Genomic DNA, 16215 nt, shown 5'->3' with positions numbered 1-16215 from the left:
CGCTCAGGGAAACAGAATGAACATAACATACCCGAAGAACAGCATCAGATGAACGATGCCCTGCAGCAGGTTGGCCGAGCCGCTGCCGAAGGTGAGCACGGCACTCAACAGGGTAGCGGCCAGAAGCGTCGCGTCCTTGCCCGCAAGCCCCAGCGTCAGCTGCATGTCGAGCCATCCGGCAGCAAGCAGCACCGCCGGCACGGTGAGCCCGATCGTGGCGAGGGAGGACACCAGGCAGATGTTCACCGCGCGTTGCATCCGGTTCGCGAGCGCAGCACGCAGCGCACCGGCACCCTCGGACATCAAGCCGAGATTGGCGATGATCAGCCCCCCGAGCGCCGTCGGCGCGCCGAGTTCATCGATCCCGTAATTGATAACTCGGCCCAGAAACTTCGCCAGCAACAATACCGGAAGAAGCGATGCAACAAGCGCGACGGCATTGACGGCAACCTCCCGGCGATGGCTGCGGAGGATTGCGGCCGAAAGCGGCCGACTGCTCGGATCGGCGCGTCCTACGTCAAGGTGATCGAAGTACGACCGATGGCGTCCCGTCTGGATCAGCAAGAACAGCGCATAGACCACCAGACACAGACCACCGAGGTACGCCTCCTGATGTGGCGCCAGTGTCGGGCCGGGTGTCGAACGCGTGTAGTTCGGCAGAATCAGCAACATCAGCGACAGCGGGATGATCAGGTGCAGGAAGGACAAGGCACCTCGCAGATTGAAGCTCTGTTCGCGATGCCGCCAGGCACCGCCCGTGAGCGCCAGTCCCACCAGTGCGTTCATCGACAACATCAGCGTCGCGAAAACCGTGTCGCGCAGTAGCGTGGGATTCTGGCGCCCTTCCAACATGACCGCCAGCATCAGGCTGCCCTCGATCAGGGTCGCGGACAAGGTCAGAATGAGGGTTCCGACAGGCTCACGAAGCAGTTCGGCCAGACGATCGGCACGACGGACCACGGAGGATACACAGCCCAGCATCACTCCGAAGATCGCCACACCGTAGCCCAGCGCCGTCGTTGGAACGGTTTCCAGCGGTAGATGTAGCGACTCTGTCTTGAGCAGCGCCCACAACAGCCAGGCGACGCCGATCGGAACCAGACCCCAGAAATGCGGTGAGTGGCCCCGCTTCAGCGGTGTCTGCGGCTTCGTGGTCGTGGAGTCGTGCATCGATACCCTCGCGGTGATGGGGCACAGTCCGGCCGGTACCCGATCTGAGGAACCGCCAGCAATCCGACCGGAGGGGGAACCCGCGGTCCGCCCCTGGCGCGGATACTGCACCGCTAGGGTACAGGCCCGTCAGCACCGCTGAAAGTGAAAGCCACCCGGCGATAGCAGTTGATCGGGTTGAACGTCGCAGTCTGGGTCCGATACCGGGCAACGCGTTACACTTCGGCGCACTGTCACAGGACCCAGCGCGCACCACCCCAACACCTCAAACCGATGTGGACCCGGACCGAAGTTACCGTGCCGCCTCGCGATTTCGGCGACGCATCGTACGACATCACCGAACTTGCCAGCGGCGCGGTACATTGTTGGCACTTCGACATCGATGCAACGGTCGCGCCCGCCGGTGCCCTGGGCGCCTTGCTGTCCGAGCAGGAACTGCGCCGCAGCGCGCAGTTCAAGGACCCCGCTTCGCGCCGGCGCTTCATGGCGTCCCGCGCGACGCTCAGGATCGTCATCGGCCGGTACCTGCGCGTGAATCCGCGCTCGGTCGTCATCACTGCAGGGCCACACGGAAAGCCGCAACTGGCCGATTCGGACGGCGCCCGCGGCCTGGTCTTCAACGTATCGCATACGGCGGGCCGAGGCGTCTTGGCGCTGGCGTGGGACGGGCAGATCGGTATCGACCTTCAGGCGTGGCGACAAATCCGGCATGTCGATACCTTGTTGCAGCGCTGCTGCGCCGAGAGCGAACGGACCTGGCTGCGCAGTCTGGACCCGGCACGGCAGACGGCGGCGCTGTTCCGACTATGGACATTGAAGGAGGCCTTCTGCAAAGCCATCGGCCGAGGCCTGGCCTATGGCCTGAACCGTTGCGTCTTCGATTGCACGGGCTCGCGACCACGGCTGATCGCGCCGGCACCGCCACCGGACGTTGCGTGTTCATGGCATTTCGCGGAATTGCCATTGCCGACCGGAATCAGTGCTGCGGTCGCACTGGACCGCCCGATGGCTCAGCCAAGGGAGTACAACTTCGCACCAGGCAAACTGCTGCTGCCCGCTTAGCACAGCCGCGCGGCCAGCCGACCGCTCGCGGAGCGCTGTCGCGAGGCAGGCGATGTGATAGTATTCAACGATTAGCGGCGATGGGCCGGTGGGCAAGCCCGCCGGGGTCACCATCCCGATCGAACACCGAACCCCCTTCGTCCCGCCCCTGAGCGGCGTCTTCGGCGCTGTCGCGTCGGACCGCGGGAACTGTGTCGCGTTGATTTTTCCTCAGATTAAAGTTCGCAGAGGTATGCCGATGAAACTAGAGTGGGTCCTGGCCAAGGTGCTTAAGTTCTTCACGTTCGTGTTGTTCATGTTCATGGTGCTGGTGTATTTCGGCTTCCTGCTGTTGCTCCCGCTCGACGTCATGACCCAGCTGACCCGGATCTTCAGTGCGATCGGTCTCCCGACGGTCATCGCTGCGGCACTCGGCATCGGTGGCGTCGGCTACCTCGGCTACCGGATCTATCAGTTGCCCCAGTTGTACCAATTGGTCATCGATATCGGCATGGAGCTGATCGCCTTCGGTCAGGCGCAGTTGCGCCGCTTCGATCCGCTGATCGAGGACAGCAAGCCTGCGACCAGCGACAGCCCGACCACGGCCTGACCAGCTCCGGGCGGGTCGGTACACCGTCCCGCCCATCCCGAACCCGACCCGTTCCGGCAGGGCCGCCAAGCCCTCCATTCCGTCATTTCCGTCGAGTAACTGTGTAGCCAACGACTCATGAGTTCCTCCGGCCACGATTCCCTGCTCGCCGACTGGCGCCCCCGCGCCCTCGCCCTCGAATCCTCCATCAAGCAATGCCTTATCGGCATGGATGGCCCGATTCGGCACATCACGCTGGCGATCTTCGCCCGCGGCCATGTGATGCTGGAGGGTGACGTCGGCGTCGGCAAGACGACCCTGCTGCGTGCCGTCGCGCGCGGTATCGGCGGCGCCTACGAACGGATCGAGGGCACCATCGACCTGATGCCCAACGATCTGGTGTACCACACGTACATCAACGAAGACGGCAAGCCCCAGGTCGACCCCGGCCCCATCCTGAAGCACGGCCCGGAACTGTCCGTGTTCTTCTTCAATGAGGTCAACCGGGCACGTCCCCAGGTGCACTCGCTGCTGTTGCGCGTGATGGCCGAGCGCAGCGTGACCGCATTCAACCGCGAGCATTTCTTCCCGCACCTGCAGGTCTTCGCCGACCGCAACCGGGTCGAGAAGGAGGAAACCTTCGAGATTCCGTCCGCCGCGCGCGACCGTTTCCTGATGGAATTGCACATCGAAGCGCCTGAAGACCAGGCGGAGCGGCTGGAACTGATGTTCAACCCGCGCTTCCACGACGTCGACAAGCTGCTCGAGAGCATCGTGCCCGGCGTGCTACCGTATCGGGAAATCGCCGGTCTGGCGCCGATCATCCAGGAATCGGTGCGCGCCAGCGACGCTTTGCAGCAGTACGCGCTCGCCCTGTGGGAGGCCACTCGAAAGCCCGCGGCCTATGACGTCGCAATCGGCAACCTCGACATGGATCAGCTGATTCTGGCCGGCGCGAGCGCGCGCGGTGTCAGCATGATGATGCGCGCGGCCCGCGTCGCGGCCTGGCTGGACGGCCGGGACTATCTGGTGCCCGAGGACATCCGCGGCGTGTTTCGCGAAACCACGGCGCACCGCGTATTCTTCCACCCGGTCTATGAACTGCGGCGCTCGGAATTGATCGGCGAACTGATGACCGGCATCCTGAACAACGTCCCAGCGCCCTGATCGCTGAGAGTTTGTGAAAAAAACCGTCGTGAGCGGCACGAGTGCAAGGCGCCCGGAGCGCAGGAACCGGAACGTACACGGCGTACGTGAGGATTCCGAGCACCGCGCGACGCCGCAATCGGGCCGCACAGCAGGTCTTTTCGCAACCTCTGAGTTCCATTACCCGATCCGCTGGCGGTCGTTCCGGGTTCATCCTGGTCACCACCGCAGCAGCCAGACCGGGGGCAGCGACGAGTTCTACGGCCACGCGCCGCTGATGGCCTATCCCGAGCCGCGCCACATCGACGTGCATGCGACGCTGCACGACCCCTTCGGTCAGTTCATGGTTCGCGTGTTCCGCCAGCGCAGCTCGGTCCCGGTCCAGGTCGTGGCCGACGTCTCGGCCTCAATGGGTTTCGGCGAACGCTCGGGCAAGCTGGCCCGCATTGCCGACTTCTGTGCGGCGGCGGCCTATTCCGCTTTCCGGACGGGCGATCCGTTCGGCTTCCTGGCCTGCGACACTGCGCTGCGCTCGGATCTGTGCCTTCCGCTGCGGTGGTACAAGGGCCTGCCCGAAGACTTCCGGAACACCTTGTCCACGCTGGAACCCGACGGACACTCATCGGTCGAGGGCCTGTGCGCCGCCGCCGCGCAACTCGGGCGACAGCGCAGCCTCGTGTTCCTGGTATCCGATTTTCATCTCGGTGCGGACGAAACGAACCGGGTGCTCGACGCCTTCGTGCACCACGATGTCGTTCCGATCGTCGTGTGGTCGGACACTGAATACCAGAAGCTGCCCGCTTTCGGCTGGATCAATCTCGCCGATCCCGAAACCGGCCGGCAGCGCCGCCTGTTCATGCGTCCGAGCCTGCGCGAGCGTTTCATGGAGAATTTTCGGAACCGCCGCGACGAGTTGAACCGCATCTGCGGACGCCATGGCCGGCGACCGTTTTTTCTCGATGATCCGTTCGACGCCGATGCGCTGACGCGCTATTTCTTGACCGAGTAGCCAGACCCATGGCCCTGATGCGTTCGATTGCGCTGATGCTATGCCTAGCCGCCGGGGCCCTGCGGGCCGAGACGGCCGCCCCGCACCTTGAGCTGCAGGCCTCGCGCGATTTCGGCTACACATTGGGCAGTCTGATCGAGCATCACCTCCGGCTGTGGCTGCCGGACGGCGCCGAACTGGTGACACCGCTGCTGCCCAGCCCCGGCGCAGTCAACGACTGGCTGGACCTCCGTACCCTCCGCTGGGAGCAGGAGAGTGCCCACGTGGTGCGGATCGACGTGACCTACCAGGTTTTCAAGGGCATACGCGATCCGGAAACGGCGGTGATCCCGCCGCTCGCGATCGCCTACCGCGTCGGCGGAACGAATGCCGAGATCCATACGCCGGAATGGTCCTTCGGCCTGATCCCGCTTATCCCGCCGGCCACACCCGACGACAAGGTCATGCTCCGCGGGGATGCGCATGAACGGCAGTTCCCGGCGCAGTCGGCGTTCTACCGGTTCGTCGCTTTCCTGTCCGCCGCGGCGCTCGGAGTCCTGGCGCTGGCTTCTCGTTTCGGCCTGATTCCCGGCCTGGGTAGGCGTCGCCCGTTCGCCGACGCCTGCCGGCGCATCGCGCGGCTGCGCTCAGCCAGCCCCGGCGTCCGACTGGATGCCGGTCTGCGTGCCGTTCATGAGGCGCTGGCCAAGACCCACGGCAAACCGGTGTTCCCAGCGATGCTCGATGCGTTCTTCGAGGCCAGACCGGTCTTCGCTCCGTTGCGTGCGGAATTCGAGGCCTTCTTCGATGCCTCGCAGCGCCATTTCTTCGAACCCGGTGCGGAAGAAACCGATGTCTCGGTCCATTGCCAGGCGCTCGAAGGCTTTTGCCGTCGCTGCGCCCGACTGGAACGCAGCGCGTGACGAACGTCGGTTTCGCGATGCCGTGGCTGCTGCTCGCGGCGCTGTCGGCGCTGATTCCGTGGCTGGCCAGCGGCCAGCGCCCGCTGCGTTATTCCAGCCTCACGGTCGCACCGACCGACCGTGTCTCGACCCTGATCGACCGCACGGTGAGACTGTCCGCGAGTCTCGGATTGATCGCACTTGTGGTCGCCGTCGCAGGACCCTATCGGCGTGAACAGACCGTGGAGCGCCTGGGCTTCGGCGCCGAAATCGTGCTACTGATCGATCGTAGCAGCAGCATGAACGAGAGTTTTGTCGGCCGCTATCTCGGCGGCGCCGCGCGGGAAACCAAGGGCGCTGTCGCCCGCGAGATCCTGACCGATTTCGTCACGCGCCGGAAGGACGATCTGTTTGCGGTGGTCGCGTTCAGTGCCGCGCCGATCTATGTGCTGCCTCTGACGCAGGACCGCGGGGCCGTGTCGGCCGCCGTGCGCAGTTCGACCGAGCGCGGCCACGGCATCACGAATATCGGCTCGGGCCTCGCTATGGCGCTGGATTTTTTTGAAGGTCGCCGCAAGGGGGGAGCGCGTATCATCCTGCTGGTATCGGATGGCGCGGCGCGAATCGAGGAAGAAACGCGCGAACGGCTGCACCAGGGTTTCTCGGGCACCGACGCGCGACTGTACTGGATCTATCTCCGCAACCGCACGGGTGTCCACCTGGATGCGCCGCCCGAGAATCCCGGGGAGTCGACGACGCCCGAGTATTTTCTGCACCAGTTTTTCCAGACCCTCGGCAGCCCTTATCGCGCCTACGAAGCCGAGAATGCCGATGCGCTGCGGCGCGCGGTCGCCGATATCGAAGCGCTGGAGAATGACCCCCTGCCCTATCTGGAAAAAATCCCGCGGCAGGATCTTTCCACGTATGGCTATGTCGCCGCACTGGTGTTTCTGTTGCCACTGCTCGCTTCGCGCGCCCTGGAGGTCGACCGATGGCGTTTCTGAAAAAGCTGCTTCCGGGCACGCCAGCGCTCGGCCTTGCGACCCTGGCGTTCCTGGGCCTCGCCGCCTACGAGGGACTGGCATGGTCCCGCTTCGAACGCGACAACCGCGCGCTCGCCGAGCCTGGCCGGATCACGCTCACCGACGACACGGACCGGGAACTGGTCTTTGCCGCGGCCCGCGCGCAAGCCGCACGCGGTAATGAGCAGGAAGCACTGCGGCTGTACAACACCGTCCTCCGCGAGGGCACGCCCGAATTCCGCGAGCGCGTCCACTACAACATCGCCAACCTGTACCTGCGTGAAGCAGCCCCGTTGTGGAATGCGGTCGGCGTGCTCGAATACGCGCGCGTCGACACGCTGGTCGCGCTCGCAAAGGAGAGCTACCGCGCCGCGCTGCGCCTGAATCCGGACGCCTGGGATGCGCGTTACAACCTCGAATACGCACACCGCATCACGCCACCGCCGAAGGAACGGGCAAAGAGCGACTTCCAGGGCTCGAAGAGCAGCGTGTTCGCGACCATGCCAAGCCTGCCCGGAGGCGGTCCGTGACAAGCGGCGACCGCCCCTTCCGGTGGCGGCTCTGGCTGGCGTTGCTGGCCGCGGTGCTGACCGCGGTGGCGATCGCGCATCCGCGCGTCCCGTTCGAGCGCAACGTGTTTCGGTACTTCTTCGTGATCGACATCACGCAGAGCATGAACGTCCGTGACTACCACGTCACCGGACAGCCCGCCGACCGGCTCGGCTTCGTCAAGCAGACGCTTGCCGAGGCGCTGTTCGAGTTGCCCTGCGGTTCCGAAGTCGGCCTGGGCCTGTTCACGACCCGCAACGCCGAGTTGCTGTTCGAGCCGCTGGAAATCTGCGAACACCTACCGATCATCACCGATGTGTTGTCGCATATCGATTGGCGCATGGCCTGGGCGGCCGACAGCTACATCGCAACCGGACTGTACAACGCCTTGCGCCAGGTCGGCCAGCGCAAACCGGCAACCCGTCTGGTGTTCCTGTCGGACGGCCAGCAGACGCCTGACGAAGCGATCACGCCGCCGTTCATGGGCAAGGCCGGCGAGGTCAAGGGCGTGGTGGTCGGCGTGGGCGGCTCGCAGCCGATGCTGGTGCCGAAGCTCGACCGCGAGAACCGACAAACCGGCTACTGGGAAAACGCCGACCTGACCGCGCCCGAGGATCGCACGCCCACCCAGCAATTCGAAGCGCAGGCGATACCGGAGACCCCGCCGAGCGGGTTCTACCTGTCGCGCCTGCACGAGGATCACCTGAAGCGTCTCGCCGCGAGCACCGGACTGGACTATCTGCGGCTGAACAGCGCGGAGGACCTGCGGCACGCACTGCGTTCCGACCACTATGCCGAACCGCAGCGCGTTCAGGTCGATCTGGCGCCGCTGCTCGCCGGCCTGGCCTGGCTGCTGCTGATCGCCAGTTACTGGCACACGCCGCGCTTGCGTCGGCCTGCGGTCGCGCGATGACGGAGACGCAGGAGTTGGCCGGGCCAATCGACCATGCAGGCGAGCCGCAGCCGGCACGCATCCGCAGTTTCGTCCGGCGCCAGGGGCGGATCACACCAGCGCAGCGCAAGGCACTGGACGAGCTGCTGCCGCGCTTCGGTCTGGACCCGTCACTACCGCTCGCTCCCCGCGCCACCTTCGGGCGCGACGCGCCGGTGTTCGTCGAGATCGGCTTCGGCAATGGGGAAACCCTGGCGCACCTGGCCGAAATCCAGCCGGAACACGACTTCATCGGCATCGAGGTCCACCCGCCCGGTATAGGCCACCTGTTGCTGGAACTGGAACGCCGCGGCCTGGGTAACGTGCGGGTCTATACCCACGATGCGGTCGAGGTGCTGGAGCGCTGCGTTCCGGACGCATCGCTGTCGGGATTGTTCGTCTTTTTCCCGGATCCCTGGCACAAGAAGCGGCACCAGAAACGGCGGCTGCTCAACCCGGAATTCGTCCGACTCGCCGTCGGCAAGCTCCGCGCGGGCGGACTCTTCCACGCCGCAACCGACTGGGAAGACTATGCCCACCAGATGCTGGACGTGCTGGGCGCGTGTCCGGAACTGGTCAATGCCGATCCGTCCGGCGGCTTCAGCGAACGCCCGGTCTATCGGCCCGAGACCAAATTCGAACGCCGCGGGCAGCGCTTGGGCCATGGCGTATGGGATCTCGTCTTTCACCGTAGCGCCCTGACCGCCGGCGAGGCCTCGCCCTGACTGACCATGGTCGGTCGGTCACCACGCGCACTCCGCCGGCCGCACAGCCTCAACAGCTCCCGCAAGCGGCGGGCGTCGCGGCACAGGCCGCATCAACCAAAAGTTTGATATTCGTCGACAGGAACGGACTTGCGCCCATCTGCTTGAGCGTGCGGTCGGTGTAGCCCCAACTGGTGACCCCGACCACGGTGTTCGGGGCGGCATCCGCACCACGCGTCGTGCCACTCAATACCGCGACGCGTCCGAAGTTCACCAGCAAGGGCCCACCGCTCGCACCGTTGGTCTGGCGACTGCCGATGACCGTGTTGTCGGCCAACAGGAAATTGATGTAGCCCTGTGAGTCGGTGCGCTGCATCATCTGCCCGTCGTCGTGCGACAGGGGATACCCGAACTGCGAGATCAATGCCTGATTCTCGTCGGTGAAGCCGTAGCCATCCCAGCCGATGCGATACCAACCGGCATGATCGCCGGCATAGTCATCCGTGCATAAGCTGCCGGGCTTGGCGGTCAGCGTGATGACTGCCATGTCGCTTTCACAGATGACGCCGGGGCTGTGCGCGACACACGCGTCGGAGCCATCAAGGTAGGCTTTGGGGACAAGGACCTGCTTCGCCCGCCAGGTCCCGAATGGCGCAACGCCCCTAAGATAGGCGGGGACGAAACGAATGGTGTCGAATGCCTGTCCCCGCCCGAACTTCGCAACGCAATGCGCTGCGGTCACGACCAGCCCCCGCTTGATGAGCGCCGCCGAGCAATACAGCGTCTGACCTGCGACCTTGACGAAAAGCCTTCCGGTCTCGCTGTAAGGGTGGAATCGGGAAACCGGGTTACCCCTCAGGTCCACGCGGGAAGTCGTAAAGGGCTGACCGGCGTGTCCGAAGGCCTGAGGTTCGATGCCACCTTCCGCATCATTCCGCTGGGAGACCTGCAGCCGATGGCGCGGGACAATCACCTCGGGCACCGTTTTGCCATCCCCCGCGCTGCCCGTGGAGGAACCGGGATTGAGATTGCCGGCAGCGCGTCTCGCCGAAGGCACGGCCATTCCCGAGCGCGCATCGGCTCCGGGAAGGGGCATCGCCCGGGCGTTGGCATAATCACGGACGGTCATCCGGCCGTCGCCCCGCGGTGACAAACGCTCCGCCGTCATCCCGGCGGCCCCCGCCCGGTCGGCGAAAAGGCCGACCAACAGCGAAAGGCAAGCGCATTGCAGATTGGCCTTGAACATATGCCGGTCACCTCCGATGACGCGAATTCAGTGCGATACCCGGGTCATCACTCGGCCGGCCCCGGAACGGTCGCTTTCCTGGGCGACACACAACCAACCCACGCGCGGGGTCGCCGTTCGCGGCCACATCCCATGACCAAACCTCGTGCTAAGGGTCATGGCCTTCGGCCACCCCGGATGCTGCCAGCATGCGTGCCATGACCGCTTGTCCTCACCCATCCTCTCCCGGAGGGAGAGGCGCGCCGGTGTCGCTGCGCGACTCTTTCACGTTAACCGAAATGGCTTGCGATGACGAACCAGTTGACCAGTGCCAGCAAGATGATGGCCAGGGAGAGTCCCAATTGAAACCGGCGGTCGATGACATCGAGAGAGCAGACGACGTCCGGCCTCTCGTCCTCGGACGCCAGATGCAACCGATTGGAACCCCAAAGAAATAGCGCGAACAGGATCAGGTTCACGAAATAACAGAGGTTGTAGATGACGTCCATGAACGTGATGTAGGGGAGCTCGGGCAATTTGTCCCGGTAACCCTGCTGCAGGAATATCAGGGTCAGCAAGGCCATTGGAGGGATCCCGAGGCGGACGTCCCAGAGCGAGGCCGACAGCATCGGCGAAAACAGCACCAGCGCCATGAGGACGATCAGGGGCAGGAACAGGGTCAGCAAGGCCGAATTCACGGACCTTTGGTAAGACACGACGAATGACACCTGACGCGTTCGATGAGCGCGACTGTCGACACCACCCAGACCGAAATCAGTCGCGTATTCGCGAACCCCCGAGGCGATGTGGAAACCGACCGTGCGGTAGCCGACAACGCTGACATAGGAGGCAACCCCCGATGCCGTCCGATCCGGCAGCAGGTTGAGAACCGGTCGCTCCGGTTCGGTGCCCAACTCGTACAATTCCAACACCAGTGGTAGCCGGACCGTCTGAAACGGAAACCGGTGAAAATCCAGGTCGTTCACGTAGAAATGTCCCGAGAAACGGAATGCCTGGTATGAGCGGCCATCGCTGAGCCGAAGCGGTTCCTTCTGCCGCGGCTCCAGGGAGAAATCCCAATCGTCGATGCGATTGACGAAATGCAGCAGATCGGCTGGAGCCAATTCCCGTTCTCTCAACAGTTGCGCGGCCTGCTCCGGAAAAATCAGCCATACCGTGCCGTCCGCATCGAACGTTCCATCGTCGGAGGAAAACAGGTAGACGTTTTCGAGATACGCCCCGATCTGAATCGGAATACCCTCGGTGGTCCGCATCTCACCCGCCACCGGGGTGACCCGGTCGCCCAGTTCGAGCTCCGGTGATTCCAGCAGCCCGGTACGGATCAGGATGACGGCAGCAATGCAAAGAACCAGAAACAGGCCGAACGCGGTTGCGACCGAACGGTCCCGGCCCGGAGGTCCAAAAAAATGTCTCATGACGCGATGGGGCGTGCGGTAAAGTGGGTAAGGGGCGACGGGCCCTGTGGTGGTGATTGTAGTGGCACGCGGCCCGGGATCGTACCGCGGGCGACACGGAATCGCCCCCTTTTGGCTACACGCTTGCGTGGCATCATGACGACACGCCGTCATCAATCTTGAGCAACCGATGCACCAAAGACAGTACTCTCCGTCCCTGACTTCGCGACGGAAACTTTCCGGAAACCTGCTCATCGCAATCGCGCTCGGGAGCGCGGGATGCTCGACACCCATCGGTGTCACGCGCGTCACACCCGAGGAATCGTATCAGATCGCATCGCGTAACCCGCTGACCAGCGCCGAACTCAGCAATGACGCCAAGGCTGTGCTGCACCGCTACAACCTGGGCGATGTGTACGAGTCGGATCCTTGGCAGGCCATCATGCAACTGCACCGGATTGCACTGAAGGATGACCGGCGGGATATCTTGTACGCACTGGCCGAACTCAGCTATGCCTATGGCGAGCAGGTGTCTTCGACCCGGAACGGCCAACCGGCGCAGCGTGACCTGTTCCTGCAATCGGCAATCTATGCGTTCCTTTATCTGTTGGGCGATGGCGCCGAACCAGCACCGACACCTTACGACCACCGCTTTCGGGAAACCTGCGAACTCTATAACCGCGCGCTGGCCCGAGCCTTTGCGAACGGCGATGATGGCAGGGCTGAATTCGTCGGGAGAGCGCGAACCGTCGCGGGCAAGTCTTTGCCGGTACTGATCGACAACAGCCGGCTTGGGTGGAAGACATCGGACTTCGAGTCCTTTCTTCCGGCCGACGCTTTCGATGTGCACGGTTTCTCGATTCGCAACCGCACCCCCGGCATGGGCGCGCCGCTCATCGGGGTCATGAAGAACACCGAGGAAGCCCCCAACGGCGGCGCCCTGCCGCTGACGGCGTTCTTGCTGCTTGAGGGCGGTCTGCGCGATCTGGAGGCCGGTCGAGCCAAAGCGCGACTGGAGCTGTACTCCGCTTATGACGACCATGCGGTGAACTTCAAGGGCAAGGAAGTCCCCCTGCAATCAGATACCACGGCCCCGCTCGCCTATCGGCTGAATGATCCGGACATCTGGAATCTGGGCCTGAAACGCTTCCTGTTCGGGGAGGACATCAAGCACCATGTGCTGTTCGTCCAACCCTATCAGCCAGGGCGGATTCCCGTGGTCCTCGTGCACGGCACGGGGAGCAGCCCGGTATGGTGGGCCGAGATGGTCAACATGCTGCGCAGCGACCCGACGATCCGCAAGCGCTACCAGTTCTGGTTCTATCAGTACACCAGCAACCTGATGCTGGCGGCCTCGGGTGCCGATCTGCGCGATGCCTTGACCGGCATGGTCACACGCCTCGACCCGGCGGGCCGGGATCCAGCGATGCGCCAGATGATCGTCATCGGACACAGTCAAGGGGGGCTGCTGACGCACATGACCGCGGTGAAGACCGGCGACGAGTTATGGCGTTCGGTCAGTGATAAGCCGGTCGCGGCGCTGGACGCCAGCCCCGAAATCAAGCAGAAGATCGAGCGCTCGATGTTTTTCGAGCCGCTGCCTTTCGTCAAGCGCATCGTCTTCATTGCGACACCGCATCGCGGCAGCTTCCTGACCAAGAGCTGGGTCCGCCGGCTGGCCCGAAACTTCGTCACGCTTCCCACGACCCTCATTCAGGGAGGCGCCGACGGTATCGCACGCCTGACCGGGCAATTGAAGGTTCCTGACGAGATTCGCGACAAGGTTCCCACCAGCGTCGACGGCATGGCGGAGCACAATCCCGTGCTGGAGACGCTGCTCAGGCTGCCGCTGGGCCCTGACATCAAGGCCCATTCAATCATCGCCGTGCTGCCCGGTGAAGCGATACCAACGGGCAACGACGGGGTCGTGGAATACCGCAGCGCCCACCTCGACAAGGTTGAATCCGAACTGGTGGTTCGTTCCGGACACTCTTGCCAGGGGCACCCCGCGACCATCGAGGAAGTGCGGCGGATCATGATCGAACACCTGGGGCACCCCGTCTCTGGAGACCTGTCGGTCAACGCAGCGGCACTTCCGGTTGACACGAGCAGACGATGAACGGCGCGCGCGCATCGTCCTGCTTCCCCCGGTATTTTTGTTGACGTGCCGCAGCGCCCCGCAATTGCCCCGGATCCCACGGTGGGGAGACGCCGCTCCAAGCCCTGCCGCTTCTGCTGACAGGCTGCGCGCCTATCGAATCGGGATCCGGCGCACCAGCCTGACCCCAGCTTGATACGGACGCCCCCGCCACGGCAACCCGCTGGGCCTAGCCCGACTTTCCCGTCAGGGCACAACGCCCCGACAGAACTCACTCGGGGCGATGCACGGGATGGATGCCCCCGTGCGGGAAAATCAACTCGGGCCTGGCGGGTTTAAGTGGTATTCTGTTAACTTGACTTAAACCCCCACATTTTTTGGTTTCCCACCATCAAGCGAAAGTTCGGCCGCGACCCTCCTCCATTGGTAGCAGCACTTTCAAAACCAGAAAAGCCGCAACAATGAAATGGTTTTCAAGCCGAACCGATATAACCATAAAGATCAGAAGGTAATGGCGATTTCTGCCATGGACGACTCCCGCACTCGGTGAAAAAGGAAATCCGATAACGCAGCGAGGCTCTATGCACGACACCAACAAAACCTTCTGCGCATATCCGTTTTACCAAATCAATATCAAGTCGGACGGCAAGGCGAGCCTGTGTTGCAGTACGGCCCATAAAGTAACGCAGGGTAATCGAACCCTTTCCCTGCACACGGAGCCTTTCGAGCAAATCTGGAATTCGGAGTACATGCGCGACGTTCGCCGCCGGATGCTCGACGGGACGGCAATCGGTGCGTGCGAAGGTTGCTACGCGAAGGAAGGTGACGGTGGTACCAGCCTGCGCCAGATAGCCAATCGCGCCGCAATCGACATCATGGAGGTAGCCGACGACAGTGAACTCTTCGCCAGAGCTCGGACGATCGTAGAGAAAGAGCAGGCGGCCGCGCCACCACCGTCCGGACTCCATCTATGGCTGGGGAACCTGTGCAATCTTAAATGCCGGATGTGCAGCCCGACATTCAGCTCGCAAATTGCCGCCGACGCCTTGCATTCCAGCTGGAGAGGAGACCTGTCCCGTACCGAAGCATTACTGCCCCAGTACCTCAAGGGTATTAGCTATTCGGGGTTCGGCCAACTCGAGGAAGAGGATCACCGACAAACCCGTGCCATCGCGGAGCTCGAAGCAACGATCACCCTGCCGGGCATTTCGGAAGCGATCTCAGCGATCGAACTCGCCGGGATCAAGCGTTCGCTCTTCCCCTGCCGTCTCACGGTCGTGGTCAATGGAACACGACTCGCCAATAAATGGCTCTCAGGCCGCCGTTGGCGACTCTCGATCCAGCCCGAACCCGCGCTGTCCTGCCCTTCCGGAATGCAACTGTCGCTGCTGCTGACAGGCGCCCGAGGGCAGATCGACGTTAGCGACCTTACGCTGACCACGAAGGCCATCAGCAGCAAGCGGCCGCCACGCGAGATCGTCAGCCGCATCCCGGAGAATCCACACTGGTTCAAGAGCGAAGATGTCGTATTCGGAGAGGTTTTCGCTCATCCGGAACACCTCAGAAACATCGTTGTTTCCGGTGGCGAACCGCTGATCAACCCGACGCTGCCCCGCATTCTCGATCGTCTGGTGCGGGACGGGCACTCACAACACATTGCGCTGTACATCACCAGCAACGGGACCGTTTACTCTGCCGCCATGGCGGAGCAGTTGAAGCAATTCCAAAAGGTGGAGATTGGCTTCAGCCTCGATGGCATCGGCACGGTCCAGGAATACATCAGGCCTCCCGCAAAATGGGAGGCAATCAAGACGAATATTCTCGCTTTCCGTGAAGCCGGCGTACCGATCTCGGTCAGACCCACACTCCAGGCTTACAACGTGTTCGGTTTGCTTGATCTCGTGCGCCTGTGTGAGCAGGAGGGGATTCCATTCGTGCTGGACAACGTGCTGACGGAACCCCGTTACCTCAGTGTCGACCTGTTGCCCCAGACCGTGATCGACGAAGCACTCCGGGCCTGGACGGACTACCTGGACACGGAATGTACTGACGCCAATCGATGGCATGTGTCCACGGTGATCGCCAGTTTGCGGCGGCCGCGTCCCGCGCCGGCCGAGTCAGCGCTGCTCCGCGAGGAGTTCATTCGCTTCACGAACGATCTGGACGCATCCCGCGATGAAACCTTCGCGGAGGCCTGTCCGCGCCTCCATGCCAACCTGTTGACTGCCGGCTTCGAGTTCGCGGGCAAGTACCGCTTCTGGGGTCGCAAAACGTCGCTGGCTCGCCACTGGCTTCCCGGTAGCCTCAGGCAGGCCCTACGACGCTGGAACGGTCAGCTAGGACTGCGACGGAGGGCTGGTCTCCTCCGCCATCGCGTCTCGATCGGCGTATCGGGCTGGGCGCGGCTGCACTTCTGGTGAGAGGCCTGCGGAGCT

14 protein-coding genes are annotated in these 16215 nt (G+C 63.4%); 11 read left to right on the top strand and 3 right to left on the bottom strand.

Features of this window, described 5'->3' with window-relative positions; all coding sequences use genetic code 11:
- Nucleotides 1–3: 3 nt before the first annotated feature.
- Nucleotides 4–1170: a calcium:cation antiporter gene (locus tag BWR02_RS18160; protein WP_139559324.1), complete on the bottom strand. Its 1167-nt coding sequence runs from the start codon at nucleotides 1168–1170 to the stop codon at nucleotides 4–6.
- Nucleotides 1171–1443: 273 nt separating this feature from the next.
- On the opposite strand from BWR02_RS18160, the gene BWR02_RS18155 reads away from it, so the two are divergent.
- The 9 genes from BWR02_RS18155 to trmB all read left to right on the top strand — a co-directional run bounded on the left by BWR02_RS18155 (nucleotide 1444) and on the right by trmB (nucleotide 9063).
- Complete coding sequence (locus tag BWR02_RS18155; protein WP_139559323.1) at nucleotides 1444–2232, top strand: 4'-phosphopantetheinyl transferase family protein; 789 nt, start codon at nucleotides 1444–1446, stop codon at nucleotides 2230–2232.
- Nucleotides 2233–2470: 238 nt separating this feature from the next.
- On the top strand, nucleotides 2471–2821 hold the full coding sequence (locus BWR02_RS18150; protein WP_129883294.1) for a hypothetical protein: 351 nt from the start codon (nucleotides 2471–2473) through the stop codon (nucleotides 2819–2821).
- Between the two features lie 117 nt (nucleotides 2822–2938).
- Nucleotides 2939–3967: an AAA family ATPase gene (locus tag BWR02_RS18145; RefSeq protein ID WP_139559322.1), complete on the top strand. Its 1029-nt coding sequence runs from the start codon at nucleotides 2939–2941 to the stop codon at nucleotides 3965–3967.
- A gap of 13 nt (nucleotides 3968–3980) precedes the next feature.
- Complete coding sequence (locus BWR02_RS18140) at nucleotides 3981–4955, top strand: DUF58 domain-containing protein (protein WP_236102401.1); 975 nt, start codon at nucleotides 3981–3983, stop codon at nucleotides 4953–4955.
- A gap of 8 nt (nucleotides 4956–4963) precedes the next feature.
- Complete coding sequence (locus BWR02_RS18135) at nucleotides 4964–5857, top strand: hypothetical protein (RefSeq protein WP_139559321.1); 894 nt, start codon at nucleotides 4964–4966, stop codon at nucleotides 5855–5857.
- Complete coding sequence (locus BWR02_RS18130) at nucleotides 5854–6840, top strand: vWA domain-containing protein (protein ID WP_236102399.1); 987 nt, start codon at nucleotides 5854–5856, stop codon at nucleotides 6838–6840. Before BWR02_RS18135 ends, BWR02_RS18130 begins: the two co-directional genes overlap by 4 nt.
- Complete coding sequence (locus BWR02_RS18125) at nucleotides 6828–7388, top strand: tetratricopeptide repeat protein (RefSeq protein WP_139559320.1); 561 nt, start codon at nucleotides 6828–6830, stop codon at nucleotides 7386–7388. Before BWR02_RS18130 ends, BWR02_RS18125 begins: the two co-directional genes overlap by 13 nt.
- On the top strand, nucleotides 7385–8320 hold the full coding sequence (locus tag BWR02_RS18120) for a vWA domain-containing protein (RefSeq protein WP_139559319.1): 936 nt from the start codon (nucleotides 7385–7387) through the stop codon (nucleotides 8318–8320). The genes BWR02_RS18125 and BWR02_RS18120 overlap by 4 nt, the downstream gene beginning before the upstream one ends.
- The gene (gene trmB, locus BWR02_RS18115; protein ID WP_139559318.1) at nucleotides 8317–9063 is read left to right on the top strand and encodes a tRNA (guanosine(46)-N7)-methyltransferase TrmB; all 747 of its coding nucleotides are present in this window, start codon (nucleotides 8317–8319) and stop codon (nucleotides 9061–9063) included. The genes BWR02_RS18120 and trmB overlap by 4 nt, the downstream gene beginning before the upstream one ends.
- A 49-nt stretch (nucleotides 9064–9112) precedes the next feature.
- On the opposite strand, the gene BWR02_RS18110 is transcribed toward trmB, so the two are convergent.
- Together BWR02_RS18110 and BWR02_RS18105 are read right to left on the bottom strand one after the other, a co-directional pair.
- The gene (locus BWR02_RS18110) at nucleotides 9113–10288 is read right to left on the bottom strand and encodes a trypsin-like serine peptidase (RefSeq protein ID WP_201276319.1); all 1176 of its coding nucleotides are present in this window, start codon (nucleotides 10286–10288) and stop codon (nucleotides 9113–9115) included.
- Nucleotides 10289–10557: 269 nt separating this feature from the next.
- Nucleotides 10558–11703 (bottom strand): ligand-gated ion channel, encoded by a 1146-nt coding sequence (locus tag BWR02_RS18105; protein WP_139559317.1) that lies wholly within the window; start codon nucleotides 11701–11703, stop codon nucleotides 10558–10560.
- Nucleotides 11704–11872: 169 nt separating this feature from the next.
- On the opposite strand from BWR02_RS18105, the gene BWR02_RS18100 reads away from it, so the two are divergent.
- Both BWR02_RS18100 and BWR02_RS18095 read left to right on the top strand, forming a co-directional pair.
- Entirely contained in the window at nucleotides 11873–13801 is a 1929-nt protein-coding gene (locus BWR02_RS18100) for an esterase/lipase family protein (protein WP_139559316.1), read from the top strand.
- Between the two features lie 560 nt (nucleotides 13802–14361).
- Nucleotides 14362–16200: a radical SAM protein gene (locus BWR02_RS18095; RefSeq protein WP_139559315.1), complete on the top strand. Its 1839-nt coding sequence runs from the start codon at nucleotides 14362–14364 to the stop codon at nucleotides 16198–16200.
- Nucleotides 16201–16215: the final 15 nt, after the last annotated feature.

The organism is Methylotetracoccus oryzae (assembly GCF_006175985.1).
GTDB lineage: Bacteria > Pseudomonadota > Gammaproteobacteria > Methylococcales > Methylococcaceae > Methylotetracoccus > Methylotetracoccus oryzae.
This window is presented reverse-complemented; position numbering and strand designations above follow the sequence as displayed.

Bases quoted from the DNA above. Each gene is read 5' to 3' on its own strand.
- BWR02_RS18160 (WP_139559324.1), bottom strand. From the start codon at position 1,170: ATGCACGACTCCACGACCACGAAGCCGCAGACACCGCTGAAGCGGGGC.
- BWR02_RS18155 (WP_139559323.1), top strand. From the start codon at position 1,444: ATGTGGACCCGGACCGAAGTTACCGTGCCGCCTCGCGATTTCGGCGAC.
- BWR02_RS18150 (WP_129883294.1), top strand. From the start codon at position 2,471: ATGAAACTAGAGTGGGTCCTGGCCAAGGTGCTTAAGTTCTTCACGTTC.
- BWR02_RS18145 (WP_139559322.1), top strand. From the start codon at position 2,939: ATGAGTTCCTCCGGCCACGATTCCCTGCTCGCCGACTGGCGCCCCCGC.
- BWR02_RS18135 (WP_139559321.1), top strand. From the start codon at position 4,964: ATGGCCCTGATGCGTTCGATTGCGCTGATGCTATGCCTAGCCGCCGGG.
- BWR02_RS18125 (WP_139559320.1), top strand. From the start codon at position 6,828: ATGGCGTTTCTGAAAAAGCTGCTTCCGGGCACGCCAGCGCTCGGCCTT.
- trmB (WP_139559318.1), top strand. From the start codon at position 8,317: ATGACGGAGACGCAGGAGTTGGCCGGGCCAATCGACCATGCAGGCGAG.
- BWR02_RS18110 (WP_201276319.1), bottom strand. From the start codon at position 10,288: ATGTTCAAGGCCAATCTGCAATGCGCTTGCCTTTCGCTGTTGGTCGGC.
- BWR02_RS18105 (WP_139559317.1), bottom strand. From the start codon at position 11,703: ATGAGACATTTTTTTGGACCTCCGGGCCGGGACCGTTCGGTCGCAACC.
- BWR02_RS18100 (WP_139559316.1), top strand. From the start codon at position 11,873: ATGCACCAAAGACAGTACTCTCCGTCCCTGACTTCGCGACGGAAACTT.
- BWR02_RS18095 (WP_139559315.1), top strand. From the start codon at position 14,362: ATGCACGACACCAACAAAACCTTCTGCGCATATCCGTTTTACCAAATC.